The sequence below is a fragment of the Mesorhizobium sp. dw_380 genome (assembly GCF_018588885.1).
In the GTDB taxonomy this organism is placed as follows: domain Bacteria; phylum Pseudomonadota; class Alphaproteobacteria; order Rhizobiales; family Rhizobiaceae; genus Mesorhizobium.
Genome location: NZ_JAFFIW010000012.1, coordinates 12,774 through 38,898, shown reverse-complemented (window position 1 = coordinate 38,898; position 26,125 = coordinate 12,774). Strand labels below are relative to the sequence as shown.

General features: G+C 63.9%; 22 protein-coding genes. 10 read left to right on the top strand and 12 right to left on the bottom strand.

The window, feature by feature from the left end; genetic code table 11:
- Window positions 1-97: 97 nt before the first annotated feature.
- From JT360_RS14460 to JT360_RS14445, 4 genes are all read right to left on the bottom strand, one after another.
- Window positions 98-2,422: a putative bifunctional diguanylate cyclase/phosphodiesterase gene (locus JT360_RS14460; protein ID WP_214472340.1), complete on the bottom strand. Its 2,325-nt coding sequence runs from the start codon at window positions 2,420-2,422 to the stop codon at window positions 98-100.
- A gap of 134 nt (window positions 2,423-2,556) precedes the next feature.
- Window positions 2,557-6,033 (bottom strand): indolepyruvate ferredoxin oxidoreductase family protein, encoded by a 3,477-nt coding sequence (locus JT360_RS14455; RefSeq protein ID WP_214472339.1) that lies wholly within the window; start codon window positions 6,031-6,033, stop codon window positions 2,557-2,559.
- Window positions 6,034-6,251: 218 nt separating this feature from the next.
- Window positions 6,252-6,788: a hypothetical protein gene (locus JT360_RS14450; protein WP_214472338.1), complete on the bottom strand. Its 537-nt coding sequence runs from the start codon at window positions 6,786-6,788 to the stop codon at window positions 6,252-6,254.
- Window positions 6,781-7,392, bottom strand: a complete 612-nt coding sequence (locus tag JT360_RS14445) for a CGNR zinc finger domain-containing protein (protein WP_214472337.1) — start codon at window positions 7,390-7,392, stop codon at window positions 6,781-6,783. Before JT360_RS14445 ends, JT360_RS14450 begins: the two co-directional genes overlap by 8 nt.
- Window positions 7,393-7,532: 140 nt before the next feature.
- On the opposite strand from JT360_RS14445, the gene JT360_RS14440 reads away from it, so the two are divergent.
- The 4 genes from JT360_RS14440 (at window position 7,533) to JT360_RS14425 (ending at window position 12,038) form a co-directional block, all read left to right on the top strand.
- Window positions 7,533-8,438: a branched-chain amino acid ABC transporter permease gene (locus JT360_RS14440; RefSeq protein WP_214472336.1), complete on the top strand. Its 906-nt coding sequence runs from the start codon at window positions 7,533-7,535 to the stop codon at window positions 8,436-8,438.
- A gap of 183 nt (window positions 8,439-8,621) precedes the next feature.
- The gene (locus tag JT360_RS14435) at window positions 8,622-9,206 is read left to right on the top strand and encodes a TRAP transporter small permease subunit (protein ID WP_214472335.1); all 585 of its coding nucleotides are present in this window, start codon (window positions 8,622-8,624) and stop codon (window positions 9,204-9,206) included.
- Entirely contained in the window at window positions 9,206-10,996 is a 1,791-nt protein-coding gene (locus JT360_RS14430; RefSeq protein WP_250888815.1) for a TRAP transporter large permease, read from the top strand. Before JT360_RS14435 ends, JT360_RS14430 begins: the two co-directional genes overlap by 1 nt.
- Window positions 10,997-11,009: 13 nt before the next feature.
- Window positions 11,010-12,038, top strand: coding sequence for a zinc-dependent alcohol dehydrogenase family protein (locus tag JT360_RS14425; protein WP_214472333.1), 1,029 nt, complete (start codon window positions 11,010-11,012; stop codon window positions 12,036-12,038).
- Window positions 12,039-12,287: 249 nt separating this feature from the next.
- Here the strand turns inward: JT360_RS14425 and JT360_RS14420 are convergent, their stop codons facing one another.
- Entirely contained in the window at window positions 12,288-13,397 is a 1,110-nt protein-coding gene (locus JT360_RS14420) for a TRAP transporter substrate-binding protein (RefSeq protein ID WP_214472332.1), read from the bottom strand.
- A 262-nt stretch (window positions 13,398-13,659) separates the two neighbouring features.
- Here JT360_RS14420 and JT360_RS14415 point away from each other — a divergent pair, with 262 nt between their 5' ends.
- Complete coding sequence (locus JT360_RS14415; protein ID WP_250888814.1) at window positions 13,660-14,433, top strand: gamma-glutamyl-gamma-aminobutyrate hydrolase family protein; 774 nt, start codon at window positions 13,660-13,662, stop codon at window positions 14,431-14,433.
- On the opposite strand, the gene JT360_RS14410 is transcribed toward JT360_RS14415, so the two are convergent.
- The 5 genes from JT360_RS14410 to JT360_RS14390 all read right to left on the bottom strand — a co-directional run bounded on the left by JT360_RS14410 (window position 14,434) and on the right by JT360_RS14390 (window position 18,495).
- A complete protein-coding gene (locus JT360_RS14410; RefSeq protein WP_214472330.1) occupies window positions 14,434-14,835 on the bottom strand; it encodes a hypothetical protein in 402 nt (133 codons plus the stop codon). It lies immediately after the preceding gene.
- Window positions 14,836-14,920: 85 nt separating this feature from the next.
- Window positions 14,921-15,904 (bottom strand): 2-hydroxyacid dehydrogenase, encoded by a 984-nt coding sequence (locus JT360_RS14405; protein WP_214472329.1) that lies wholly within the window; start codon window positions 15,902-15,904, stop codon window positions 14,921-14,923.
- Window positions 15,901-16,923, bottom strand: coding sequence for a LacI family DNA-binding transcriptional regulator (locus JT360_RS14400; protein ID WP_214472450.1), 1,023 nt, complete (start codon window positions 16,921-16,923; stop codon window positions 15,901-15,903). The genes JT360_RS14405 and JT360_RS14400 overlap by 4 nt, the downstream gene beginning before the upstream one ends.
- Before the next feature lie 82 nt (window positions 16,924-17,005).
- The gene (locus JT360_RS14395) at window positions 17,006-17,890 is read right to left on the bottom strand and encodes a DMT family transporter (protein WP_214472449.1); all 885 of its coding nucleotides are present in this window, start codon (window positions 17,888-17,890) and stop codon (window positions 17,006-17,008) included.
- A gap of 197 nt (window positions 17,891-18,087) precedes the next feature.
- The gene (locus tag JT360_RS14390) at window positions 18,088-18,495 is read right to left on the bottom strand and encodes a DUF2000 family protein (RefSeq protein ID WP_214472328.1); all 408 of its coding nucleotides are present in this window, start codon (window positions 18,493-18,495) and stop codon (window positions 18,088-18,090) included.
- 51 nt (window positions 18,496-18,546) lie between these two features.
- On the opposite strand from JT360_RS14390, the gene JT360_RS14385 reads away from it, so the two are divergent.
- Window positions 18,547-19,419 carry an AraC family transcriptional regulator gene (locus tag JT360_RS14385; RefSeq protein ID WP_214472327.1) on the top strand — a complete coding sequence of 291 codons (873 nt, stop codon included), beginning with the start codon at window positions 18,547-18,549 and terminating at the stop codon, window positions 19,417-19,419.
- Window positions 19,420-19,428: 9 nt separating this feature from the next.
- Here the strand turns inward: JT360_RS14385 and JT360_RS14380 are convergent, their stop codons facing one another.
- Entirely contained in the window at window positions 19,429-19,899 is a 471-nt protein-coding gene (locus tag JT360_RS14380; RefSeq protein ID WP_214472326.1) for a MarR family winged helix-turn-helix transcriptional regulator, read from the bottom strand.
- Between the two features lie 414 nt (window positions 19,900-20,313).
- On the opposite strand from JT360_RS14380, the gene JT360_RS14375 reads away from it, so the two are divergent.
- Both JT360_RS14375 and JT360_RS14370 read left to right on the top strand, forming a co-directional pair.
- Window positions 20,314-21,372, top strand: a complete 1,059-nt coding sequence (locus tag JT360_RS14375; RefSeq protein WP_214472325.1) for a CobW family GTP-binding protein — start codon at window positions 20,314-20,316, stop codon at window positions 21,370-21,372.
- A gap of 252 nt (window positions 21,373-21,624) precedes the next feature.
- Window positions 21,625-22,599, top strand: coding sequence for a WD40 repeat domain-containing protein (locus JT360_RS14370; RefSeq protein ID WP_214472324.1), 975 nt, complete (start codon window positions 21,625-21,627; stop codon window positions 22,597-22,599).
- A gap of 77 nt (window positions 22,600-22,676) precedes the next feature.
- Here JT360_RS14370 and JT360_RS14365 read toward each other — a convergent pair whose 3' ends face one another.
- Window positions 22,677-23,129, bottom strand: a complete 453-nt coding sequence (locus JT360_RS14365) for a hypothetical protein (RefSeq protein WP_214472448.1) — start codon at window positions 23,127-23,129, stop codon at window positions 22,677-22,679.
- Window positions 23,130-23,274: 145 nt separating this feature from the next.
- On the opposite strand from JT360_RS14365, the gene JT360_RS14360 reads away from it, so the two are divergent.
- Together JT360_RS14360 and JT360_RS14355 are read left to right on the top strand one after the other, a co-directional pair.
- Complete coding sequence (locus tag JT360_RS14360; RefSeq protein WP_214472323.1) at window positions 23,275-24,657, top strand: aspartate aminotransferase family protein; 1,383 nt, start codon at window positions 23,275-23,277, stop codon at window positions 24,655-24,657.
- 11 nt (window positions 24,658-24,668) lie between these two features.
- Window positions 24,669-26,069, top strand: coding sequence for a glutamine synthetase family protein (locus tag JT360_RS14355; RefSeq protein WP_214472322.1), 1,401 nt, complete (start codon window positions 24,669-24,671; stop codon window positions 26,067-26,069).
- The last annotated feature ends 56 nt before the right edge of the window (window positions 26,070-26,125 follow it).

Below are 26,125 nucleotides of genomic sequence, written 5' to 3'. Positions count from 1 at the left end.
CGAGAATATCTTGGTCAGCAAGAACACTCGCAACGCGATGGGGATCGTTGGCCTCTGAGAATGCGTTCTTTGTGAGCGCACCAGGCGGACTTCGAAACTACGGCACTAACCGGGCTGTCCGTTTGCCGGTGAGACGCAGGTCCGCGGCGAATGGCCAGGTGGCAGTCGACATCGTCTCGATGCCCGACGCACTAAGCGCGGCACCGAAGAGGAAGCCTTGCACGAGATCCGGTTTGACCTGCAAGGCCAGGATCTTGAGCTGCTCAAAGGTCTCGACGCCTTCGACGGTCACGGAAAGTCCCAGCGGGCGCGACAGGTTGACGATGCCCTTGAGCAGCTCCAGCGAACGGCTGTTCTGGGTGACGTCCATCAGGAACGAGCGGTCGATCTTGATCTTGTCGAGCGGCAGCTTGTGCAGGTAGCTCAGACTCGAATAGCCGGTGCCGAAATCGTCGAGTGCGATGCGCACACCGAGCTGCTTCAGCTCCTCGATATATTGGCGCGTCAGCGACTTGTCGTCGAGCAGCGCCGTTTCGGTGACCTCGATCTCCAGACGGCCGGCGGCAAGGCCGGAACTCGCCAGTGCATCGCGAACCTTCTGGACGACATCACGGCTGCGGAAGTCCTTGGCAGAGAGGTTGACCGAGACACTGGTCTGGTCAGGCCATTTGGCGCATTCGGCGCACGCTGCCTGCAGCACGAAGGTGCTGATTTCGGAAATGATGCCCATTTCCTCGGCCAGCGGAATGAAGATGCTGGGTGAGATCGGTCCGAGATCGGGATGGTCCCATCGGCACAGCGCCTCGCAACTGGCGATGCGCATGGTGTTCATCGCCACGATCGGCTGGTAGACCACCCGCAGGCTCTCGCTGTCCACCGCGCTGCGCAGATCCGCCTTCATCAGTTGGCGGTTGCGGAACGCAGCGTCCATGGCCGCCTCGAACAGCCGCCAGCCATTCTTGCCAAGCTCCTTGGCCTTGTAGAGTGCCAGGTCCGCCTTGACGATCATGGCGTCGACATCGCTGTCCCCGACCCGCGACAGCACCGCGCCGCCACTGGCCTGAATGCGCAGCCCGTGGCCGGCGACGTCGACTTCCCCCTGCAAGGCGGCAAAGATTTCGTCGATCTGGATGGTCAGATGGCTCTCGTCCTCGATGCGGTCGAAGAAGACCATGAACTCGTCGCCGCCGAAGCGGCTGACGGTGATGCCTTGCCCGGCGACGGCGGCAAGACGCTCGGCGACCGCATAGATCAACCCGTCGCCGATCGGATGCCCAAGCGTGTCGTTGACGCTCTTGAAATCATCGAGGTCGAGCACGGCCAGGCCGCAGAGACGGTCACGGTCGCCGGACGCCATCGCCTCGCCGACCAGTTCGTGGAAGTAGGCACGGTTGGGCAGGCCGGTGAGATTGTCGTAGCGCGCCATGAATCGGATCTTCTCTTCCGCCTCGACGCGCGCCGTCACATCCTCAAAGGTGATGACACCGAGTTCCTGGCTGCCTTCGCGGGCCGAGAATTCATAGTGCTGGCCGTTGGCCAGGGAAACCAGAACCTTGCGGTCGCGGCCCTCGCGCAAGGCGCGCGTCAGCTGAGCTTCGATGTAGCGGCAGTCCTTCGGCGCAAGCATGCTGCCGGCGACGCCGCGCATCAGGAGACCATGGATCGAGCGTCCGAGCAGCGCATCGGCCGACTTGAGTGACATCAGATGCGCGGCCTCGGCATTGGCGACCGCCACGCGACCGTCCGGACCAAGCATGACGAGGCCGTGCGACATGGTGTTGAGCGCGCGATCGAATCTGAGCGCGAGCTTCCTCGCTTCCTTGTGGCCGATGACCGCCGAGAAAAGCACGTCGCGGACGTGGTCGGCGCTGTTGATCGTGACGAACGTCAACGGGATGATCATCAACCCCAGAACGACCGAGGGCAAATCCATGCGCAGCAAGAGTGCAAGTGCTGCCGGACCAATGAAGGTCACGGAAAAAATCCTCACCATGAGCGGGGAGCCGTAATTCCGGCCAACCACCGTCACCAAGGTTGCGATGGCCAGCGACGTCGCGGCCAGTTCGGCAAAGGGATCGGGATACACATAGATCGATATGAAGCACAGCGCGCCCAAGCCGAGGCCCTGCATGCTGCCCTTGAGGATGTAGTTGCGCTCCCAGCGCTGCGCCTCCTGGACGTCGGCTATTACACGGCCCGCCTTCCGGAAGGCGCGAATGCCGAAATAACGGTAAAGGCAGATGGACAGCAGAACAAAAGAGAAACCCAGGAACAACGGGTTGTTCGTGCGCAAGTAGATCATGAATCCGAGGATCCAGTAGCACACGCCACCGATCACCAGCATGTGGGCGTTGTCGAACAACGACCGCACAAACTGGATATAAACATCCGCCGGGATGTTTTCGGTTTTTGTTCTGCCCATTCGTCGGCCCAACGCTAGGCCTCGTCATCCCACATCCGCCTTAAGAAAGGCTTAGAACAGCGGTTTTGGCTCGTTTGCCGAAGGCGCGAACAGGCAGGACAGACCGGGAAACCGAGTTTCAGGTAAACAAGGCCTCACTCGGCGGCCCGAAGTTCGAGCAGCGTCGGCGCCGCCGACAGGCGTTCGAGCAGTCTTTGGCGCTCGCCCGCGGCTGTTTCGGCGCTGGCCTGCCGGACATGGCCGTAGCCACGGATGAGCGCAGGGACCGAGACGAGAGCGATCGCCGCATCGGCCTTTTCTGGTGTAAGCGACTTGGCGACAAGCTCAAGATCGCCCTCATATTGTGCCAAAAGCTGCCGTTCCATGCGTCGTTCGGCGGTGTAGCCGAACAGGTCGAAGGCGGTGCCGCGCAGGCGCTTCATGGCCGCCAGCAGGCGAAAACCCTTCATCATCCAGGGGCCGAAGCTCGATTTCCTCGGTTTGCCGTCATTGCCGCGACGCCCCATGATCGGCGGCGCGAGATGGAATTCGAGTTTCTCGTAGCTCTGGAACTGCTTGCCAAGTTCGGCGGCGAAGGAGCCGTCGGTATAGAGCCGCGCCACCTCATATTCGTCCTTGATGGCCATCAGCTTGAACAGGTTTCTCGCCACCGCCTCGGTCACCGAGGTCGAGCCGGGAATGGCCTTCGTTTCGGCAGCGCGCAGCAGCGCCAGCCTGTCGGCATAGCGCTTGCCGTAGGCGGCGTTCTGGTAGGCGGTCAGGAAGGCGATGCGGCGGGCGATGATCTCGTCCAGCGTCTGCGTGACCGGGGCGGCCTGTCCCGCCTTGCCCGGCTGGGCGACGAGGCCGCGTACGAAATCCGGCTGGTGCGCCGCGCGGCGGCCCCAGCGAAAGGCGGAAATGTTCATCGCCACTGCTTCGCCGTTCAATTCTATAGCCTTTTCAACAGCCTCGGCCGAAAGCGGCAGGCCACCGTGCTGGAAGGCAAAGCCGAGCATGAACATGTTGGCGCCGAGCGAATTGCCGAACAAAGCGGTGGCGGTGCGGGTGGCGTCGAAGAAATGCGCCTTGTCGCCGGCAGCGGCGCGGATCGCCTTCTTCAGACGCTCGACCGGCAATGAGAAATCGGCCGAGCGGGCAAACTCGCCGGGCATGATCTCGGCGGTGTTGGCGAGGAAAATGGTATGGCCCTCGCGCACCGCGGTCAGCACCTTCTTGGCCCCCGAGACGACGAGATCGCAGCCAAGCACGAGATCGGCCTTCCCTGCAGAAACACGGATGGCATGGATGTCGTCCGGGGTGCGGGCGATGCGGACATGGGTGAACACCGAGCCGCCCTTCTGGGCAAGGCCGGCCATGTCGATCATGCCGCAGCCCTTGTCCTCGAGATGGGCTGCCATGCCGAGCACGGCGCCGACGGTGACGACGCCGGTGCCGCCGACGCCGTCGATGATCGCCGCCCAGCCCTCAGTGCCCAGCGGGAATTCGGCTGGTGTCGGCACGCCGTCGAGAGGATCGGACTTGCCGGCCAGGCCCTCGGCCTTGCGGATCTTGGCGCCGTGCACGGTGACGAAGGAGGGGCAGAAGCCGTTGACGCAGGAGAAATCCTTGTTGCAGCTCGACTGGTCGATCTTGCGCTTGCGGCCGAATTCGGTTTCGACAGGCTGGATGGAGACGCAGTTCGACTGCACGCCGCAATCGCCGCAGCCTTCGCAGACCAGCTCGTTGATGAAGACGCGCTTGTCGGGATCGGGAAAGGTACCGCGCTTGCGGCGCCGGCGTTTTTCGGCGGCGCAAGTCTGGTCATAGAGCAGGATCGAGACGCTCGTGACGTCGCGCAGCTCGCGCTGGACGAGATCGAGGTCGTCGCGGTGGTGGATGGTGGCGCCGGCCGGGAATTCGACCTTCCCTGCATATTTATCCGGCTCATCGGTGACGATGGCGATGCGGTCGACACCCTCCGCCCGCACCTGCCTGGCGATCATGTCGACGGTGAGGCCGCCCTCATGCGGCTGGCCGCCGGTCATGGCCACGGCGTCGTTGTAGAGGATCTTGTAGGTGATGTTGGCCTCGCTCGACAGCGCGAACCGGATCGCCAGCGTGCCGGAGTGGTTGTACGTGCCGTCACCGAGATTCTGGAAGATGTGGCCGCGCTTCGAGAATGGCGCCTGGCCGACCCATTGCGCGCCTTCGCCGCCCATGGCGGTGAAGCCGAGGGTGTTGCGGTCCATCCACAGAGCCATGAAATGGCAGCCTATGCCGGCGCCGGCGATCGAGCCATCCGGCACCTTGGTCGAGGAATTGTGGGGACAGCCGGAACAGAAGAAGGGCGTGCGCGAACCGATGTCGGTGGCGTCCGCCAGCATCGCCTGGAACTGGCGCAGCTTGCCCACCCGCGCCGAGATCTCCTCCGACGGACCGATGGTTTTGAGGATCCTCTCGCCAAGGGCAATCGCGATCTCGTTGGGGTCGAGCGCGCCCTTGGCCGGGAACAGCCAATCGCCGCGCTCGTCCTTCTTGCCGACGATGACCGGCTGCGTGGCGGTGCCGTAGAGGCTTTCGCGCAGCTGTACCTCGATCAGCGAGCGCTTCTCCTCGACGACGACGATGGTGTCGAGGCCGCGGGCAAAGTCGGCGATGTGATGCAGGTCGAGCGGCCAAGGGCAGCCGACCTTGAACAGCCGCACGCCGATGCGGTTGGCGGCCGCCTCGTCGACGCCGATATCCTCCAGCGCCTGGCGGACATCGAGATAGCTCTTGCCCAGCGTGATGATGCCGATCTTCGGGGTGCGGCCGCCCGAATAGACGATGCGGTTCAGCCCGTTGGCGTGGATGAAGGCCGAGGCCGCGGCACGCTTGTACTCGTGCAGCCGCTCCTCCTGGCCGAGCATGTCGATCTCGTGGCGGATGTTGAGGCCGCCCGGCGGCATGTCGAATTCCGGCACGACGATGTTGAGCCGTTCGAGCGAGGCATCGACCGAGGCCGTCGATTCGATGTTGTCCTTGACGCATTTGATCGCCGCCCAGGTGCCGGCGAAACGCGACATGGCAAAGCCGTACAGGCCGTAGTCGATGATCTCCTGGACACCGGCCGGGTTGAGGATCGGCACCATGGTGTCGACGAAGAGGAATTCGGTGGCGTGCGCATTGGTCGAGGATTCGGCCATATGGTCGTCGCCCATGAGCGCAAGCACACCGCCATGCTTCGACGAGCCGGCGAGATTGGCGTGGCGGAACACGTCTCCCGAACGATCGACGCCCGGACCCTTGCCGTACCAGACCGAAAAGACACCGTCATGGGTGCCCTCGCCCAGCAGTTCCGTCTGCTGCGATCCCCAGCAGGCGGTGGCGGCAAGCTCCTCGTTGAGGCCGGGCTGGAAGACGATGTCGGCCCCGGCGAGCTGCTTCTTCGCCTTCCACAGCTGCATGTCGAGGCCGCCAAGCGGCGAGCCGCGATAGCCGGAGACGAAGCCGGCCGTATTCAAGCCCGCGCGACGATCCCGCTCGCGCTGCATCAGGAGCATGCGGATGACCGCCTGCGCTCCGGACAGGAAGATGCGCTCCTTTCCAAGATCGAACTTGTCGTCGAGCGCGACATCATGCAGCGTCATCAGGCATTTCCTCTGCGAAGGCCGCGCAGGGCAGCAGCCAACGTCGGGATCGGATGACGCATCCTTTCTTCCCTTGCAAGGCAGGTCAAACAAAATCGAAGGGACCAGGCAACGCGCAACAAACGGACCGGCGGGCGCTGGACCGCGCACGAAACCGCGCACCGACAGTGCAACGGCGCACGAAAATTCCAGCCGAAATCGATACCCGTCGGCAGGTGTCAGCCGGCTTTCGAGCAGTCCGGCTTCGGCTCACCCGGCAGCTTGCCGTCGGGATGGCCGGCGAGGTCTGGATTGGCCGTATAGAGCTGGTCGATGACCAGCGGCCGATCGGGCAGGATCGACTGATCCTCCGTCGACATCAGCGTGGTGTCGATCTTCTGCAGGATCGCACCGTCGGGGCCCTTGATGCTGATGGCGATGGCATAGGGCTTGTTCTTGACGATACAGGTCAGCGCCGGGCTCTCCAGGCTGACCTTGTCGAGCTTCGGCCAGACCTTCTGCTCGACCACCAAAGGCGCCCCGCCGGCGGGATTCTGGAAGCTGGCAACCGCCACCTGCCCCTCGCCCATCGGCTGTAAGGGCCGAAGCGTCACGACATAGGTCGCCCGGGCCAGGCGGTAGTTGAAGACGAATATCTTGCCGGAAACCTCGAACAGCTTGCCTTCACCCCTGCCGGTGTCGCGACAGGCGCCGAGCGCGACGGCGGCAATCAGCATGGCGCCGGCGACCACCGAACGGGAAAATCCTCTAGGCATCCTTGACCTCATGGGCCGCCAAACGGCGGCGGCGATAGTGACGACTTGCCTTCTGCCGGTTGCCGCACACCGCCATATCGCACCAAAGACGGCTGGAATTGCGGCTTCTGTCGACGAACAGCCAGGTGCAGTTGGGGCAGATCCTGAGCCTCGCCACGGTGTCGTCGCGCAGCAGCGAAAGCGCCGAGACCGCGAGCGCCGCCTCGAAGGCGATCGGCCTCGCGGGATCACCGAACGGCCTTCCCGGCGCGCCGATCTCCGTCCGGCTGCCGGCCAGGCCCTGGGCGCAGGCCCGCAGGAATTCGGGCAGGTCGGCGGTGGCGACCGCGCCTTTCGACACCGCGCCGCGAAACAGCCGGTCGGTCGCCTCGCGGATCGACAGCACGACGGGCGCGATTGCCTCAGGCGAGGATACCTCCAGCCGCCTGTCACCGAGCTCGGCGGCCCGAAAGCCGCTCGCCGCATCGGCGAAGCGGGCGATTTCGGCCACATCGTCGAAACGGTCGAACGTGCGCTGCGGATCGCCGCGCAGCACGACGGTGTTCGCCGTGTCGAGCGCGAGCATGCCGCCAGTGAAGCGGTGCGGGGTCCAGGCAACTGTCATGCCCAAACCTAACCGATAAATCGCATTTGACAAGTTAGATTCCGGGATGCAAACCTTCTCAGGGATGCGGTCTCCGCGGCCTTTTTTGAACATGTCGTCGTCACAACCGTTGCTTCCGGACGGCATGATCCGAGGTTTGCATGCTCTATTTCTTCCAGCAGGTGCTGAACGGGCTGCATTCAGGTGCGCTCTATGCGCTGCTCGCCTTCGGCTACGTGCTGACCAACGGCATCCTGCACCGCACCAACCTCGCCTATGGCGCGCTGTTCGCCTTCTGCGGCCAGGCGATGATCCTGAGCGTCGCCTTCGGCTACCAGGTGCTGTGGCTGACGCTGTTGGCGTCGGTGCTGTTCGGCATCCTCGCGGCATTCCTCTATGCCGCGCTGATCAGCCATGTCCTGTCGCGGAGCGTCTTCGAACCGTTGGCCGACCGTTCGCCCAATGCCATCGTGGTGACGACCCTCGGCATCCTGCTCGTCCTGTCTGAAGCAAGCCGCATCGCTGCCGACACACATGATCTGTGGCTGCCGCCGATGCTGGCCCAGCCCATCGTTTTCGCCGAAGGCGCCGGCTTCAAGGCGACGCTGACGCTGATCCAGGTGCTCGACTGCGCGGTGGTGCTGGCGGCGGTGGCACTCGCCACCTCGGTGTTTGGCCGCTCCAACTTCGGCCGGGCCTGGCGCGCCGTCTCCGACGATCCCAGGGCCGCCGCCCTGTGCGGCGTCGACGTGCGCGGCGTGCTCAGGCGTGCGGTGCTGTTCGGCGGCTTCTGCGCCGCACTGGCCGGCGTTATGGCCAGCCTCTATTACGGCAATGTCAGCTTCGGGTCCGGCCTCGTCTATGGCCTGAAGATCCTGTTCGTGACGGCGGTCGGCGGCTATCTCTCGCCACCCCGGGCAGCACTCGGCGCCGCCGCCTTCGGCATGGCCGAATCACTGTGGGCCGGCTATTTCCCGGTCGAATGGCGCGATGCGTGGATGTATGTGCTCCTGGTGGCCATGCTGATCCTGATCGGCGCCGGCCGCGACACCGGCAAGGTCAATTGAGCCCATCAGACTTTGGTTGCATGACGCCGGGTCAGACCGTCAGCCTCCGGCGCTTGCTTTCATTTGATGCTGTTTGTTGCTTCCATGCTTGTTGACCCGTCAGTCCACGCGCGGCATACGGTTGGACCAAGCGGCGTGACGGAATAAGGGGAGCCGGCACGCCTCCGAAAAAGGGAGGAATGCATGGCAGGGCTTCTCGCTCTATCCAGGGCCATTGATCGCGCCAACGAACTCATCGGAAAATCGGTATCCTGGCTGATCCTGCTGGCGATCCTGGTGAGTGCGGCCAACGCCGTCATCCGCAAGATTTTCGATATCTCGTCGAACGCGTGGCTGGAGCTGCAATGGTATCTGTTCGGCGCCGCCTTCATGCTGGCGGCCGCCTATACGCTGAAACAGAACGAGCATATCCGCATCGATATCGTCTACGGGCTGTTTTCACGCCGCGTGCAGCATTGGATCGATCTCCTCGGCCACATCCTGTTCCTGATGCCGTTCGTGACGCTGATGGTGATCTATTTCGTTCCCTATGTGTCGCTGTCGTTTCGCAGCGGCGAGATGTCCAACAATTCCGGCGGGCTGATCATCTGGCCGGCCAAGGCCATCCTGCTGGTTGGCTTTTTCCTGCTCGCGCTGCAGGGGATTTCCGAAATCATCAAGAAGATCGCCATCATGCGCGGCATGATGGACGACCCCAATCCGTTCATATCGGCCCATGAGCAGGCCGAACTCGAAGCGAAGGCACTGGCCGACGAGGTGCGCTCGTGATGGAATTCATCGCCCAGAACATGGCGCCGATCATGTTCGCGTCGCTGATCATCTTCCTGCTGATCGGCTACCCCGTCGCCTTTTCGCTGGCCGCCAACGGCTTGATGTTTTTCTTCATCGGCGTGCTGCTCTCGCCCTATTCCGGCGGATCGATCAACCTCGCCTGGCCGCTTCTGCACGCACTGCCGGATAATTTCTACGGCAGCCGGGTGATGTCGAACGATACGCTGCTGGCCATTCCGTTCTTCACCTTCATGGGCATCGTGCTTGAACGATCGGGCATGGCCGAAGACCTGCTCGATACGATCGGCCAGCTGTTCGGGCCGATTCGCGGCGGCCTTGCCTATGCCGTGATCTTCGTTGGCGCCCTGCTTGCCGCCACGACCGGCGTGGTGGCGGCATCGGTCATCGCCATGGGATTGATCTCGCTGCCGATCATGCTGCGCTACGGCTATGACCGCCGGCTGGCGTCCGGCGTCATCGCGGCGTCGGGTACGCTCGCCCAGATCATCCCGCCATCGCTGGTGCTGATCGTGCTAGCCGACCAGCTCGGCCGCTCGGTCGGCGACATGTATGCGGGCGCGCTGATTCCGGGCCTCGTGCTCACCGGCCTCTACATGCTCTACATCCTGGTCATGTCGATCATCCGGCCGCATTCGATGCCGGCGCTGCCGCTCGAGGCCCGCACGCTCGGCCACGGCGTGCTGTCGCTGCTGGCGGCGCTGCTGGCGGCGGTCGCGATCTCCTATGCGGCATACCGCTATCTCGAGCCGGCGCATGGCGACAATGCCGACATCCTCGGCGCCTGCGTCGGCGTGATCCTGATCTACGCCGTGGCGATCGCCGACCAGCGCCTGAACTTCAACATGATGTCGAGGCTGGCGCAGCAGGTGATCATCGTGCTGATCCCACCGCTGGCGCTGATCTTCCTGGTGCTGGGCACCATCTTCCTTGGTATCGCCACGCCCACGGAGGGCGGCGCCATGGGCTCCGTCGGCGCACTGATCATGGCGGCGGCAAAAGGGCGGCTGTCGCTGGACGTGGTCAAACAGGCACTGGCCTCGACGACGCGGCTGTCGTCCTTCGTGCTGTTCATCCTGATCGGCGCGCGGGTGTTCTCGCTGACCTTCTACGGCGTCAACGGCCACATCTGGGTCGAACACCTTTTGATCTCTCTGCCGGGCGGCGAAGTCGGCTTCCTGATCGGCGTCAACATCCTCGTCTTCTTCCTCGCCTTCTTCCTCGATTTCTTCGAGCTGGCCTTCATCATCGTGCCGCTGCTGGCGCCGGCCGCCGATAAGCTCGGCATCGACCTGATCTGGTTCGGCGTGCTGCTCGGCGTCAACATGCAGACGAGTTTCATGCACCCGCCCTTTGGCTTCGCGCTGTTCTACCTGCGCTCGGTGGCCGCCCGCGTGCCCTATCTCGACCGCCTCACCGGCAAGAAGATCGCGCCGGTCACCACCGGGCAGATCTACTGGGGCGCCGTGCCCTTCGTCCTGATCCAGGTGATCATGATTGCCCTGACCATCGCCTTTCCGCAAATGGTGATGCACTACAAGGCCACGGCGATCGATTCCGGCACGATCGACTACACGGTGCCGGGTGTGCCTGGCATGTCGCCTCTTGGTGCACCGCCGGCCAACGGCACAGCACCGGCCAATGGTGGCGCGGCTCCAGCCGGTCCCGCCGCCCCCGACCTTTCGCAGCCGCCGAGCTTTGGCGACGCGCCGCCGGCCAAGCCGGCAACGCCTCAGCCGGACCTTTCGCAGCCGCCGAGCTTCAACTGATGGGAGTGACACCATGAAAGCGGTGCGGCTGGAAGCGGTGGGCAGCATCTCTCTGCGCGAGATCGAGAAACCTGTTCCCGGAGCGGATGAGCTTCTGGTGCGGATCGAAGCCTGCGGCGTCTGCGGCACCGACCGGCATCTGTTCCATGGCGAATTCCCGTGCAGGCCGCCGGTGACACCCGGACATGAATTTTCGGGCATCATCGAGGCTGTCGGCAACGCCGTCTCCGGCTTTGCGGTCGGCGACCGCGTCACCGGCGATCCCAACATCGCCTGCGGGCGATGCCCGCATTGCCATGCCGGCCGGGTCAACCTCTGCCGCAATCTCAATGCCATCGGCATTCATCGCGATGGCGGCTTTGCCGACTATGTCGTGCTGCCGCAGAAGCAGGCTTTCCTCCTGCCCGCCGGCTTGCCGCCGACGCATGGCGCGTTCTGCGAACCGCTCGGCTGTTGCCTGCATGGCGTGGATCTGGCCGAGATCAGGCCCGGCAGCTCGGTGGTCGTGCTTGGCGGCGGCGTGATCGGCCTGCTCACCGTGCAACTGGCGCGGCTGACCGGCGCTACGACCATCATCCTGTCGACCAGGCAGGCTTCGCGCCGTGCGCTTGCGCAGGATCTCGGCGCGACAGTGACGGTCGATCCCACCGCCGCCGATGTCATCGATACCATCGCCGGACGGGCGGGCCTGGTGCCAGGCGGCGCCGACGTGGTGTTCGAATGCGCTGGTGTGCGCGAGACCGTCGAGCAATCGATGCGGCTGGCAAGGGCCGGGGGTACGGTCGTCATCGTCGGCGTGACGCCGCAAGGCGTGAAGGCGGAATTCGAGCCCTTCGACCTGTTGTTTCGGGAACTGAAGGTGCTGGGCTCGTTCCTCAATCCCTACACACACCGCCGCGCCGCCGAGCTGATCGCGTCGGGAGCGATCGAGATCGACCGGCTGATCTCCAGGCAGGTGCCGCTCGAAGAGGCGGCTGATGTGATCGCCAATCCGCCGGCTCCGGGCGAGGTCAAGGTGCTGGTGGTGCCGGGCAGGAGCTGAAGTGTCAACGGCGCGGACTGTCAGTTACGAATGTTTGCGCCGCCCCTCATCGCCCTGCCGGGCACTTCTCCCCGTATAGTGACGGAGAGAAGGACGACTTCGCGGAGGATTTCGTCAATCGCCACCGTTGCAGAAATGGCGCCAAGCGTTGCTGCCTACCACCTTCTCCCCGTCACTATACGGGGAGAAGGTGCCGGCAGGCGGATGAGGGGCGGCGCAAACTTCGGTCATAGCCGGCGCGTACTAGACCTACAGCTTGCCGTTGCGCTGTTGCACCATCATGAAGGTGTCGTAATTGTACTCGGCCACCTGCGCCCAGAGGTAATGCTCCTTGCGGAAGCCCTTGATCGATTCCCAGATCTTCTTGAAGGGCGCGTTTGAGGCTTCCATCTCGGCATAGACTTCGTTCGCCTTTTCGAAGCAGGCGGCCATGATGTCCTGGCTGAAGGGGCGCAGCTTCGCCCCTCCTGCCACCAGCCGTTTCACCGCCGGAGGGTTCACATAGTCGTATTTCTGCAGCATGTTCGCATCGGCGGCCTGGGCCGCGGTGCGCAACAGCGATTTGTAAGTCGGCGAAAGCTCTTCATATTTCGCCTTGTTGAACATCAGGTGGACGGTCGGTCCGCCTTCCCACCAGCCGGGATAGTAGTAATAGGGCGCCACCTTGTAGAAGCCGAGCTTCTCGTCGTCATAGGGGCCGACCCATTCGGCGGCGTCGATAGTGCCCTTTTCCAGCGCCGGATAGATGTCGCCGCCGGCGATCTGCTGCGGCACGACGCCGAGCTTCTGCACCACCTTGCCGGCGAAACCGCCAATGCGCATCTTGAGGCCGGCGAGGTCGGCGACCGTGTTGATCTCCTTGCGGAACCAGCCGCCCATCTGCACGCCGGTGTTGCCGCCGGGCAAGCCGAACAGACCTTGCGTGGCGAGGAACTCGTTGAACAGGTCGATGCCGCCGCCATGGTAGTGCCAGGCATTCATGCCGCGCGCGTTGAGCGAGAAGGGAACCGCCGCACCCAGCGCCCAGGTCGGGTCCTTGCCCCAGTAATAATATGCCACCGTATGGCAGGCCTCGACCGTGCCGGCCGTGGTGGCATCGGCGGCCTGCAAGCCGGGCACGAGTTCGCCGGCGGCGAAGACCTGGACCTGGAAATTGCCGTCGGTCGCTTCCGACAGCATCTTGGAGAACACTTCGGCGCCGCCATAGATGGTGTCGAGTGACTTCGGGAAGGACGACGCCAGCCGCCATGTCACCTTGGGATTGGACTGGGCTATTGCTGGTGCGGCGAGCGTGGCAGCTGCCGCTGCGGCGCCGACACCGGTCACGCCGGCCTTGCGAATGAACGAACGACGATCCATGAAGTTCCTCCCGTTTGGACCAAAGACCGACGTTCGGGAAATCCTCGGCTCCCGTGTCGGTTGGCCGAACAATACACGGGCAAAAAGTCTAGTCCAGCACGGCGGCCGGATTTGGTAACCAAGCCATGCTACCCTGCAACTATAGTCTAACAAGCGATTTCGTGGCCCATGCGACGCGCTGAAACTTGGCATGGAAAAATACCCCGGGATCGCCTATTTTGAAGGCAGGACATTCCCTTGCCAGATGGAAAACAGACCCAAAATGCATCAGCCGCTCGTCGCCATATCGACCGACGTCCGTCAGTTCGACAACTACACCTGGCATGCCGCCCCGCAGCAATATCTCGAAGCGGCGGTTGTCGGCGCGGGTGTGTTCCCGTTGCTGGTGCCTTCTTTCGGCGACAGGCTCGATTTCGACGAGCTGCTGTCCTCGGTTGACGGCGTCATGGTCACCGGCTCGAAGTCCAACGTGCACCCCTCGCTCTATGGTGGCGACGCCAGCGAGGCCAATGGCCCCTATGACCCTGCGCGTGATGCCACGACGCTGCCGCTGATCCGCAAGGCGATCGAGCGCGGCGTGCCGCTGCTTGCCATCTGCCGCGGCATCCAGGAAATGAACGTGGCGCTCGGCGGCACGCTGGGCACCGAAATCCAGGAGCGCGAAGGTTCGCTCGACCACCGCGCGGCGGTGAGCGACAAGCAGGACGAACGCTTCGCCATCCACCAGACCATTTCGATCAAGGCCGGCAGTTGCCTGGCCGGCGTGTTCGGGGCCGGCGACATCAAGGTCAATTCATTGCACCGGCAAGCGATCGACCGGCTCGGTTCGAAGCTGCAGATCGAGGCGGTGGCCGGGGACGGCACGGTCGAGGCGGTTTCCGTGCGCGATTCGCGCGCGTTCGCCGTCGGCGTTCAGTGGCACCCCGAATATTGGGTCAAGTCGGACAGCAACTCAGCCAAGATTTTCCGCGCCTTCGGCGATGCGGTGCGCCTGCATGCCGCGGCGAAGGCCGGCGCCCGCGCCGCCGCGGAATAATCAGTCGTCAGCCTTCCGATCGCCCGCCAGCGACAGCAATGGCGTGGCCGGGGCATAGGATTCGTAGCCGTCGCCGTCGGCCAGGGCGAAGGTGACGATCGGATCGATGCCGTTGGCGCTGAAGGCGACCGTTCCGTCCTGTCCTTCGCGCCAGAATTTTGCCTGCTCGATGCCCGGCAGGAGCCGGTGGCAATTCGGCGCCACAGTCAACAGCGACAGTCCATCCGAAACCGAGGCGCCGCGCCTGACCGCGCAGGCGCCCTCATCGCCATTGGCGACCAGCCTGTAGGCGTTGCCGGATGACGCGCCTTCTTCGGCGACGCTTTCCCCGCTGCCGCCATGAAACAGCTGGATGCCGCCAAACAGCGCGGCGGCGGCGATCAATGCGGAAAGCGTTTTCATCCTGGTCTTCATCCAGTATGCGGGCAGGATGAAGAATGATTTCAAAGGGTTAATCAGACGTTAACAAATATGGCGGCTCGGCCACTCAGCTGCGAGCCTTCACATTCGCCGTCTCCGGCACCGGCGTCAGTGGACGGCGCGCGCTGAACCAGGACACCAGATTGTCGACGCACAGATCCGCCATGGCGCGGCGTGTGTGCTCGGAGGCCGAGCCGACATGCGGCAACAGGGACGTGTTTGGCGCGTCGAGCAACGCCCTGGGCACATTCGGTTCGTCGGCGAAGACATCGAGCCCGGCGGCGGCGATGGTGCCATTGGCCAGGGCTGCCGCTAGGGCTGCCTCGTCGACCGTGCTGCCGCGGCCGATATTGACGAAGACGCCGTTGGCGCCGAGCGCCGACAGTATCTCGGCATTGACCGCCTTCTGCGTCGAGGCGCCGCCGGGCGCCACCGAAATCAGCGTGTCGACCGCTTCGGCCAGCCCCTTCAGCGTCGGGTGATACTGGTAGGCAAGGCCTTCGACGCGACGCCGGTTGTGGTAGGCAACCGACAGTCCGAACGCCTCCAGCCGCTGGGCAATGGCTTGCCCGATGCGGCCCATGCCGAAAATGCCGACGCGGCGCGCACGCAAGGTCAGCCGGCTCAACGGATAGTTGCCCTTCTTCGCCCAACTGCCGTCGCGCAGCCAGGCTTCGGCGCGCGGCAGGTCGCGGATGGTGTTGATGAGCAGCCCGATCGCGGTGTCGGCGACCTCCTCGGTCAGCACGTCGGGCGTGTTGGTGACCATGATGTTTTTCGCGGCCGCATGGCCGACATCGACCGAATCATAGCCGACGCCGAAGGAAGCAATGACTTCGAGATTGGGCAAAGCATCCATCATCGCCGCGCTGATGCCGGCAAACGAGGCGATGCCACGAACCGCGTCGCGCATCTCCTCACTAACCAGCGCCGGATCGGCGCGCTCGATGCCGACGCGTCTGAATGTCCGCTCGATGCGCTCCACCGCATGGTCGCTGAAGTCGGCCGGCACCAGAATGGCGACGGCTTGCAGCTGGTCGGCCTTGGTCATGCGCGCTCCACCGGCTTGCCGGTCGACTGGCGCACATGCAGTTCCGGCTTGATCAATTCCTGCGAGGGCCGCACCATCTGCCCGTTGAGCTTGTCGAGCAGCGCGCTGGCGGCGCGGCGGCCGACCTCGCGCTGGCCGTTCCAGACCGTGGTCAGCGCCGGCGTGGCGATCGCCGCTTCCTCGAGATCGTCATAGCCGGTGACGGAAATGTCGATGCCCGGCACCAGGCCGGCGCGGGCAATGCCGTTCATCAGGCCGATGGCGACGAGGTCGTTCCAGCAGCAGGCGGCTGTCGGCTTGTCCTTCAGCGCCAGGAACTGCCCGGCCGCCTCGAAGCCCGCCTGCTTGGTGCGTGGCCCGGCAATGCGCCAGGACGGCTTGACTTCCAGCCCTGCCGCTTCCATGGCGTTGACATAGCCCTGGTAGCGGTCGCGGCCGGTCGAGGTCTGGTCGGTGCCGCCGATCATGGCGATGCGCTTATGGCCGAGCGAGATCAGATGGTTGGTGGCAAGCCCGGTGCCATAGGCGTCGTCGCCGCGAAAGACCGGCACGTCGGCACCCTCGACCGTGCGGGCGATCAGCACTGCCGGCAGGCCGTTCTCCTCGGCCATCAGGATATCGGAAGCCGGCGTGCCGATGGCCGGCGACATGATGACGCCGTCGGCACCGAGCTGCAGCAGCGTATCGATGAAGGTGCGCTGCTTCTCGAGCTGATCGTAGTGGTTGGACAGGATGAAAGTCTGCCGGCTGCGGTCGAGCTCGCTTTCGATCGAGCGCAGGATTTCGGCGAAGAACGGGTTCATGATGTCGTGCACGACGACGCCGACAATGCCCGAGCGCGAGGTGCGCAGGCTGGCGGCGCGGCGGTTGTAGATATAGCCGATGGCGCGCGCATGTTCCTTGATGCGGTCACGCGTGCCGCCGGCAACCAGCGGGCTGTCGCGCAACGCCAGTGACACGGTGGCCGTGGACACGCCGAGCGCATCCGCGATCGTCGAAAGCTTGATCTTCTGTGCCAGTGACCTGTGCTCCCCGACCGGCTTCAGTCCGACATGTATTAAACAGTTTAAAGGCGGCCTTATGCCATCGATCGGGACCAAATCAAAGTTTTTTTGCCAGCGCTTCCGCCTCGACATCGGAGGCCGCGCGGCTCTGCAGCCGGAGCCGGTGCTCGCGATGGACGATATAGAGACCGCTGGCGACGATGATGGCGGCGCCGACCAGCGTCCAGCGGTCGGGAAACTGCTTGAAGACGATCCAGCCGGAAAGGATCATCCACACCATCTGCGAATAGGGATAGGGCGCCAGCGCCGTGGTCGTCGCCCGCCGATAAGCCTGCACCAGCAGCCAGTGCCCGACGCCGCCGAACACGCCAAGCATGAGCAGCACGAACCGGTGCCAGCCATCATGCGGCAGCGAGAAGGAAAACGGCAGCATCGGCAAAAGCAGCACCGCCGGCGCCAGCGCCGAGAACAGGATCAGGCTTTCCGGGGTCTCGGTTGCCGACATGCGGCGCGTCATGATGACATAGAAGCAGTTCGACAGCATCGAGCCGAGCGCGAAGAGATGCCCGACGCCGAAAACGCCGACACCTGGCCTTGTGATGATCAGAACGCCGGCGAAGGCGGCCAGTATGGCCAGCCAGCGCCGCCAGCCGGCCCATTCGCCGAGCAGCGGGCCGGCAAGTGCCGTGATCACCATAGGCCCGAAGAAATAGATCGACGTCGTCTCGGCCAGTTGCAGGGAGCGCAGCGCCAAGATGTTGCACATGGTCGATCCGAACAGGAACACACCGCGCAGCACATGTGCCGGCAGGTTGACCGGGCGAAACCGCATGGGTTGGCGCCAGCCGCGCAACAGCGTGCCGACCAGCACGACATGCACGGCAAAGCGCACCCAGGCGACGATCAGCGCGGAAACGCCGGCCAGGACGAGATATTTGCTTGAGGTGTCGAGGAAGGTGAAGCAGACATAGGTGGCAAGCATGCACAGGATCGCCACTGGCGGCGTTGCGCTTTCGACATGTTTTGGGAGAACGTTCACTTGCAGGCCGAGGAAAGCTGGGCTGAGGCCCACCTTTGCGGGAATTGTCGCTTGCCGGCAAGCCAATTGTAGCTCAATGGCGCGCCCAAGCCTGCTGGCATAACAACAGAAGCCGCCAGGCTTAGTCCACGCCTGCGTCGCTAAGCGTGCATACGGGCGCCCTTGGTGATCTTGTCGACCACCTTCTTCTCGGCGCGCAGCGCGATGCCGACCACCTTGGCGTCATCAGGCGCGAACTCGGCAAAGACGGCGCGATTGGCCGCGTCGAAGCCGGTCGAAAACATCTCCTCGACGTAGACGGAGGTCGTCACGCCACGCTCGAGCGTGCGCCGGTGGATCGCGGCGAGCGTCGCCTGGTCGGCCGACAGCACGATGACCGGCTGGATCGACAGCGGATTGTAGAGATTGCCGGAGCGGTCGCGATAGGGTTCGCCGATGATGTCGGGAAACTGCGCGACGACGCCGCTGGTCAGGAAAGCGGTGACGTTGAGCTTCTGCCAGATGGGCAAGTCTTCGCGCAGCACGATTGCAAACTTCGTATCGAACATGAAAAATAGGCCATTCGAGGTTGTGCCCCGATGCCGGGGCTGAAGGAGACGATGTCGCACGATCTAGGCAGCCAGGCCTTCGAGGGTCTTGGACGTTTGTGCGCCGATGCGGCTGAAAACTGCATCATCTCCGCTCCCGACCCTGCGGGCATGGAGCGGATCGAGGCGCGGTTCCACGGCAGCGCCTTCGATCTGCATCGCCATGACACCTATGCGATCGGGGTTACCCTGCAGGGCGTGCAGACCTTTCGCTATCGCGGTGCGACGCGGCTAAGCCTGCCCGGCCAGATCATCGTGCTGCATCCCGACGAATTGCATGACGGCGGCGCCGGCACCGAGGACGGATTGCGCTACAGGATGCTCTATCTCGAACCGTCGCTGATGCTGGACTGCTTTGGCGGGGCGTCATTGCCCTTCGTCAGGGATGCGGTGGTGAGGGACGACGCCTTCCGCGCCACGCTGCTTTCAGCGCTGGGGCCGCTGCAGCAGGAGCTCGACGAGCTGTTCGTCGACGATTTCCTTGCGCAATTGATGCAGAGCCTGTCGCGGCATGCCGGCCAGCCGGGCAAGCCGATGGCCGGAACGGCATGGCGGGCGGTGGCGCTGGCGCGTGACTATCTCACGGAGAACGCCACTCGCCCCGTCCGCTCCGGCGAATTGGAGGCTGTCACCGGGCTCGATCGCTATGCCCTGTCACGGCATTTCCGCGCCGCTTTCTCGACCAGCCCGCATCGTTTCCTGGTGATGCGCCGGCTTCAGCGCGCGCGGCGGATGATCGCCGCCGGCGAACCCTTGGCGCAGATCGCGGTCGAGGCCGGCTTCACCGACCAGAGTCATTTCAACAGGCAATTCAAGAAAGCGTTCGGCATGACGCCCGGACGTTGGTCGTCGCTGATCCGGGAATCGGCTGAGGCCGCGGCCTGAACGCTGCGATCATTCGTCCGACTCGGCGTCGTCGTCGATCAGCACCAGTTCCTCGTTGGAGAGGTTGGCCTCTATGCGGGCAAGCAGCTTGAACAGCGCCTTCTGATCCTTCTTGTCGAGGCCTTTCAGCGCCTGCTTCTCGGTCTTCTTCACCGATTTCTCGATGGCGCGAATGGTTTCGCGGCCGGTGTCGGTCAAGAAGATATGCGCCTGGCGGGCATCGGCCTCGGAGGCGCGCTTTTCCAGAAAACCCTGCGCCTGCAGCCTGTTGATGGTCTTGGTGATGGTGGGCGGGCGCACGCCGAGGCGACCGGCCAGATTGCCCGGGGTCTGGCCGTCCTCGCGGTCGAGCGCCAGCATGATCTGGTCCTGGCCGGCATAGAAGCCGTGCGCAAGAAGCCGGGCCGCCAGCGCGGTTCTTGCCAGCCTTGCCGCGGAATGCAGCCGGCTCATCGTTGCAGTCTTGTCCGCCTTGGCCATGGTCATCCCTCTTCGGCCGTACCGGTGCGTGCAGCATAGACGCAGCCGGCCGGTTGGCAATCGACGATCAAAAAGATTCCGGCGCTCCAAACAGCTTTGCCGGCAAGCATTGCGGTGTCCGCCGTGGCTAATGCCAGATGTTTATTTCAGTTAGATGACAAACGAGTTTCTGAAGCGATGGATTCAGGGCAACCATGGCGCGACCGCGATTGGGACGCTTCGCGCCCCCAGTCCGGATACGCTCTTTGCCGGAGGCGAAGACCCTTCCGCCGCCAACACCCGCAGGGCAGTCCCGGCCGGCCGCTTTGGTCCATCGTTTTGCCCCGTGCAAAAGCCCGGCACACATCCTATATGGAGCCGACAATCCCTTTTCGCGGCCTGGATTTTCAAGGCCCAGTCATTTCGAGGCAAGCCATGAGCGACGCACAGACGCAGATTCCCGTAACGGTTCTCACCGGCTATCTCGGCGCCGGCAAGACGACGCTGCTCAACCGCATCCTGTCGGAAAACCACGGCAGGCGCTACGCCGTGATCGTCAATGAATTTGGGGAAATCGGCATCGACAACGACCTCATCGTGGAGTCCGACGAGGAAATCTACGAGATGAACAATGGCTGCGTCTGCTGCACGGTGCGCGGCGACCTGATCCGAGTCGTCGAAGGCCTGATGCGCCGGCCCGGCCGCTTCGACGCCATCGTGGTCGAGACCACGGGGCTCGCCGATCCGGTGCCGGTGGCGCAGACCTTCTTCATGGACGACGACGTGCGCTCCAAGACCAAGCTCGACGCGGTGGTGGCGCTGGTCGACGCCAAGCATCTGCCGCTGCGACTCAAGGATTCCAAGGAAGCCGAGGACCAGATCGCCTTCGCTGACGTCGTCGTGCTCAACAAGACTGATCTCGTCACACCGGATGAACTCGCCAAGGTCGAGGCGACGATCCGCGCCATCAATCCGGCGGCGAGGATCCACCGCACCACCCGCGCCGGCGTCGCTCTGTCGGAAGTGCTCGACCGTGGCGCCTTCGACCTGTCCCGGGCGCTGGAAAACGATCCGCATTTCCTGGAAGCGCATGATGACCATCATGACCACGATCATGATCATCACGACCATGATGGCCACCATCACCACCATGATCATGACGGGCATGACCACGCGCATCCCTCGGACATCCACGATGTGACAGTGCAGTCGGTGTCGCTGCGCGGCGGCGAGATGGACCCGAAGAAATTCTTCCCGTGGATCGAGAAGATCACCCAGATGGAAGGCCCGAACATCCTGCGGCTGAAGGGCATCATCGCGCTCAAGGGGGACGACGAGCGCTACGTCATCCAGGGCGTGCACATGATCATCGAGGGCGACCACCAGCGCGCCTGGAAGGACGGCGAGAAGCATGAGAGCCGGCTGGTGTTCATCGGCCGCGAGCTCGACGCCGAGCGGCTGAAGAAGAGTTTCGAGGCCTGCCAGGCTGCTTGATTTTCGGACTTTATAGCGCTAGCGCTGCCCGCTCTTCCTTCTCCCCTTGTGGGAGAAGGTGGCCTCGCGAAGCGAGGTCGGATGAGGGGTGCTCCAGCTTGGCATCGACGGCAATCCGTCCAACACCCCTCAACCGTCTCGGCGCTACGCGCCGATCCACCTTCTCCCACAAGGGGAGAAGGCGGAGCGCACCCAGCCGCGCTGGCGGCTTCCGAGACGACCGGCAGAAATCTCGAATGGAATTGTCCTTACATGCCCACAGTCGCCCCGCTTGATCTCGAAGGCCATTGCGTCACCGCCGTCTTCGTCGGCGACGTGCCGCATTTCGCGCTGGCAGACGGCACCGTTCATCGGTTGGACAATGGCCACAAGACCGTGCAGGCCAATGACGGGCTGCTCGCGGCCTTCCATGATGCGGCGAATGACAGGCTGATCACCGGCGGTGAGGACGGCAAGGTGTTTGCCGTGAAGGCGGGCGGCGAAGTTACCGATCTGGCGAGCGCCGGGAAAAAATGGATCACCAGCGTCGCGGCCGGACCGCAAGGCGCCATTGCCTATGCGACGGGAAAAACCGCCTTCGTGCGCTTCGCCGATGGCAAGACCAGGGAATTTGCCCATCCGCGCTCGGTCGAGGGACTGGCTTTTTCGCCCAAGGGCATGCGCTTCGGCGTCGCCCGCTACAATGGCGCGACGCTGCATTTCCCGGCAGCCGAGGGCAAGCCGGTGGAACTCGAATGGGCCGGCGCCCATACCGGCATCACCTTCTCGCCGGACGGCGCCTTCCTCGTCACCACCATGCAGGAAAACGCCTTGCATGGCTGGAAGCTCGCCGACGGCAAGCACATGCGCATGACCGGGTATCCCGGCAAGGTCAAGAGCCTGTCATGGAGCGTCAAAGGCAAATGGCTGGCCAGTTCCGGCGCGCCGGCGGCGATCGTCTGGCCGTTTTCGGGCAAGGACGGGCCGATGGGCAAGGCGCCGCTGGAACTCGGCACGCGCGGCAATGCCATGGTGACAGCGGTCGCTTGCCACCCGAGCCAGGATGTCGTGGCCGTCGGCTATGACGACGGCATGGTCATGGCTGTGCGTTTTTCCGACGCCAAGGAAGTGCTGTTGCGCAGGCCGGGCAAAGGCGCCATCACCTCGATGATGTGGGACAAGGAAGAACGCCGTATCGCCTTCGGCAGTGCCGCCGGCGACTGCGGCGTCATCGACATCACGGCGTAGTTGTCTACCTCTCTGTTTTACGCAATTCCGGACGGAAAACCGCTTCACACTTTTCCTGGAATTGCTTAGCCAGCGGATCACTCGGCGCCGCAGGAGATCTTGCCGGTCAGATCTGATGTCTTGCCATCGCTGTCCGTGTCGTCTCTGCTGTCGTAGACGGCAAGCTTGTATTCCCCATCATAGACGCCTTCATCTCTGGCCCTGGTCAGGATCGTCAGTTCGACAGAGCTGTAGGTCTTGGAGACCTCCTGCTCGCGGTAGATGTTCAGCCGCAGTTCCTTGTTGTCGAGCCAGTACTGGGTGAGGTTGGAATTCTCGAACGTGGTCTTTTGCAGTTGGTCGCCGTCGGGCCTCGCCTTGATTTCAAGGTCACCGCGAAAGTTGAAGGTCGGGCCGCCCATGCCTGTGGTGACGCCGGCATCGACCTGGAATTTCACCGCCGCATCGTCGACCGAGCACCAGATGCCGCCAGTCGCGAACGCCATGCCGGTCGAAAGAACCAGCGTCGTTATGCAGATGATTGTCCGCATTTTTCCCCGCGCCGCCATTGCCGACAGCATTGGCGCTGACTTCGTCAGCATGGTCAAGCTTCGCTGAGCCAATGCAGGACAGACGCGCGGCCAATTGCGGTCGCCGACCTGGATTGGCTAAGAGGAACCTATCAGAGGGGTTTCCATGCACAGCAGCGACAGCTCAAAGACGTCCATCGGCGGCATCAGTCGAGAGCGCATCGCCGAATTGCGCGAGACCGAGGGTGAGGTTTTCCGCAAAGCACGGCCCAAATCGCAATCCAAGGTCGGCAACGGCCTGCCCGGCTTCTTCGGCGGCGTGCCGATGCACTGGATGAACGATTGGCCGACGCCGTTTCCGATCCTGGTCGACAGCGCCAGGGGCGCCACCATCACAGACATAGACGGTAACAAGCTCGACGATTTCTGCCTTGGCGACACCGGCTCGATGTTCGGCCACTCGCCGCCGCCAGTGGCGCGCGCGATCCGCCGGCAGGCCGGACGCGGCCTGACCTATATGCTGCCTTCGGAAGACGCGCTCGCCATCGGGCCGCTGCTGCAACGGCGTTTCGGCCTGCCATTCTGGCAGATCGCGACGACGGCGACCGACGCCAACCGCTTCGCACTGCGCGTTGCCCGCGCCGTCACCTCCCGGGAAAAAATCCTCGTCTTCAACGGCTGCTATCACGGCTCGGTGGATGAGACGATGGTGCGGCTGATCGACGGCAAGCCCGTCAACCGGCCAGGGCTGGCTGGCGAATTCCGCGACCTGACCCGCACCGCGAAGGTCATCGAGTTCAACGATGTCGCAGCACTTGAAGCCGCGCTCAGGGACAGGGATGTGGCCTGTGTCATCGCCGAGCCGGTGCTGACCAATTCCTGCATGGTGCTGGCCGATCCGGGCTTCCATGACGCGCTGCGAAAGCTGACGCGGGCGGCCGGCACGCTGCTGCTCATCGACGAGACGCATACCATCTCGACCGGTCCGGGCGGCTACACCAGGAAATATGGGCTCGAGCCGGACTTGTTCGTGCTGGGCAAGCCGATCGCCGGCGGCGTGCCGGCAAGCGTGTGGGGCATGAGCGATGAGGTCGCCTCGCGCTATGCCGACTACAACAGGACGAAGGAGCCCGGCTATTCCGGCATGGGCACGACGCTCTCGGCTAACCCACTACAGTTCGCCACCATGCGCGCCACGCTCGAAGAGGTGATGACGCCGGAGAATTATGACCGCATGGACCATCTGGCGCGGCGTCTGGATGCCGGGCTGACCGGCGTGATCGGCCGCTATCGTCTGCCCTGGCATGTCGCCCGCGTCGGCGCCCGCGTCGAGTTCATCTGCGCGCCTGGCCCGTTGCGCAATGGTGCCGAGGCGGAAGGCGCGCATTCGCCGGAACTGGAAGCCGCCATCCATGTCGCGCTGGTCAATCGCGGCGTCTTGATCGCGCCGTTCCACAACATGATCCTGATCTCGCCGGCGACGTCAGGCACCCAGGTCAACCGGCTGATCGCCGCCTTCGGCGCAGTTGCGGCGAAGCTTGCGGCATGAGACAAGCGGCCATGGACAATGCCATCGTGACCTCACCTTCGGGCTCCTCGCCCACCGAGGCGCAAGCCTTTCTCGACGCCCATCCCGAGATCGAAGCCTTCGATATCGTGCTGACCGACGCCAATGGCGTCGGCCGCGGCAAGATCGTGCGCCGGCATGAGCTGAAAAGCATTTTCGAGGGTGGCCGGCACATGCCGATCTCGATCCTCGGCCTCGACATCACCGGCGAGGATGTGCACGAGACGGGGCTGATCTGGACGACCGGTGACGGCGATCTCAGGGCTTGGCCGATCCCCGGCACGGTGGTGCCGCTTTACGGCACCAACCCGCCGCGCGGCCAGGTGCTGATGGCGATGTATCATCTTGACGGCCAGCCTATGTCATCCGACCCGCGGCTTGCGCTGGCCCGGCAGGTGGACATACTGGCGGCCAAGGGCCTCTACCCGGCCGGCGCCTTCGAGCTCGAATTTTTTCTCCTCGCCAACGAGCGTGACGCCGAGGGCAAGGTGCAGCCGGCGCGCGCGGTGCTCGATGGCCGCGTCTCAGGCAAGACCGAAGTCTATTCCGTCGACCATCTGCACGGCATGGAACCGCTGTTTTCCGACATCTATGCGGCGGCGAAGGCGCAGGGCATTCCGGCCGAGACGGTGATCTCCGAATATGCGCCTGGCCAGTACGAATTGACGCTGAACTACCGCAAGGACGTGATGCGGGCGGCCGACGACCTCGTCATGCTGAAGCGGCTGGTGCGGGCGCAGGCGCGCCGCCATGGCGTGACTGCCTGTTTCATGGCGAAGCCCATCGAGAAATATGCCGGCTCCGGCATGCATTTCCACGTCTCGCTGCAGGACAGAGCGGGCAAGAACGTTTTTTCCGAAGCCGGTGGCGAAAGCTGGTCGCTGCCGCTGCTGCGCGGGCTTGGCGGCCTCATCCAGACGATGGCGGAATCGATGCTGGTGTTTGCGCCGCACGCCAATTCCTGGCGGCGCTTCGTCTCGCAATCCTATGCGCCGGTGGCGCCGACCTGGGGCGTCAACAACCGTTCGGTGGCGCTGCGGGTGCCCGCGGGCGACGCCAAGAACCGGCGCATCGAGCACCGCCCGTCCGGTGTCGACGCCAACCCCTACCTGATCGCCGCGACAGTGCTCGCCGGCATCATCAAGGGCCTGGACGAGGGTCTCGATCCCGGTCCTGAAACGACCGGCAATGGCTATGAGGCAGCCGTCACGCGCACGACGATGCCGGCCGATTGGCGCGCCGCCATCGAGGCGGCGAGGACATCCAGCTTCCTGAAGGGTGCGCTCGGCGAGGATCTGCACCGCACCTTCGTGGCGATCAAGCAGTCCGAATATTTGCGCGTGGCGCGCACGGTCAGCGAACTGGACTATCATCTCTACCTGCACGAGGTGTGAGGAAGGAACCATCGTCTGCTTCGACCATTTCAATATCGGAATGGACGAGGCAAGAT

Coding starts and splice junctions, on each gene's coding strand:
- JT360_RS14460 (WP_214472340.1), bottom strand. CDS start 2,422: ATGGGCAGAACAAAAACCGAAAACATCCCGGCGGATGTTTATATCCAG.
- JT360_RS14455 (WP_214472339.1), bottom strand. CDS start 6,033: ATGACGCTGCATGATGTCGCGCTCGACGACAAGTTCGATCTTGGAAAG.
- JT360_RS14450 (WP_214472338.1), bottom strand. CDS start 6,788: ATGCCTAGAGGATTTTCCCGTTCGGTGGTCGCCGGCGCCATGCTGATT.
- JT360_RS14445 (WP_214472337.1), bottom strand. CDS start 7,392: ATGACAGTTGCCTGGACCCCGCACCGCTTCACTGGCGGCATGCTCGCG.
- JT360_RS14440 (WP_214472336.1), top strand. CDS start 7,533: ATGCTCTATTTCTTCCAGCAGGTGCTGAACGGGCTGCATTCAGGTGCG.
- JT360_RS14435 (WP_214472335.1), top strand. CDS start 8,622: ATGGCAGGGCTTCTCGCTCTATCCAGGGCCATTGATCGCGCCAACGAA.
- JT360_RS14430 (WP_250888815.1), top strand. CDS start 9,206: ATGGAATTCATCGCCCAGAACATGGCGCCGATCATGTTCGCGTCGCTG.
- JT360_RS14425 (WP_214472333.1), top strand. CDS start 11,010: ATGAAAGCGGTGCGGCTGGAAGCGGTGGGCAGCATCTCTCTGCGCGAG.
- JT360_RS14420 (WP_214472332.1), bottom strand. CDS start 13,397: ATGGATCGTCGTTCGTTCATTCGCAAGGCCGGCGTGACCGGTGTCGGC.
- JT360_RS14415 (WP_250888814.1), top strand. CDS start 13,660: ATGCATCAGCCGCTCGTCGCCATATCGACCGACGTCCGTCAGTTCGAC.
- JT360_RS14410 (WP_214472330.1), bottom strand. CDS start 14,835: ATGAAAACGCTTTCCGCATTGATCGCCGCCGCCGCGCTGTTTGGCGGC.
- JT360_RS14405 (WP_214472329.1), bottom strand. CDS start 15,904: ATGACCAAGGCCGACCAGCTGCAAGCCGTCGCCATTCTGGTGCCGGCC.
- JT360_RS14395 (WP_214472449.1), bottom strand. CDS start 17,890: ATGCTTGCCACCTATGTCTGCTTCACCTTCCTCGACACCTCAAGCAAA.
- JT360_RS14390 (WP_214472328.1), bottom strand. CDS start 18,495: ATGTTCGATACGAAGTTTGCAATCGTGCTGCGCGAAGACTTGCCCATC.
- JT360_RS14385 (WP_214472327.1), top strand. CDS start 18,547: ATGTCGCACGATCTAGGCAGCCAGGCCTTCGAGGGTCTTGGACGTTTG.
- JT360_RS14380 (WP_214472326.1), bottom strand. CDS start 19,899: ATGGCCAAGGCGGACAAGACTGCAACGATGAGCCGGCTGCATTCCGCG.
- JT360_RS14375 (WP_214472325.1), top strand. CDS start 20,314: ATGAGCGACGCACAGACGCAGATTCCCGTAACGGTTCTCACCGGCTAT.
- JT360_RS14370 (WP_214472324.1), top strand. CDS start 21,625: ATGCCCACAGTCGCCCCGCTTGATCTCGAAGGCCATTGCGTCACCGCC.
- JT360_RS14365 (WP_214472448.1), bottom strand. CDS start 23,129: ATGCGGACAATCATCTGCATAACGACGCTGGTTCTTTCGACCGGCATG.
- JT360_RS14360 (WP_214472323.1), top strand. CDS start 23,275: ATGCACAGCAGCGACAGCTCAAAGACGTCCATCGGCGGCATCAGTCGA.
- JT360_RS14355 (WP_214472322.1), top strand. CDS start 24,669: ATGGACAATGCCATCGTGACCTCACCTTCGGGCTCCTCGCCCACCGAG.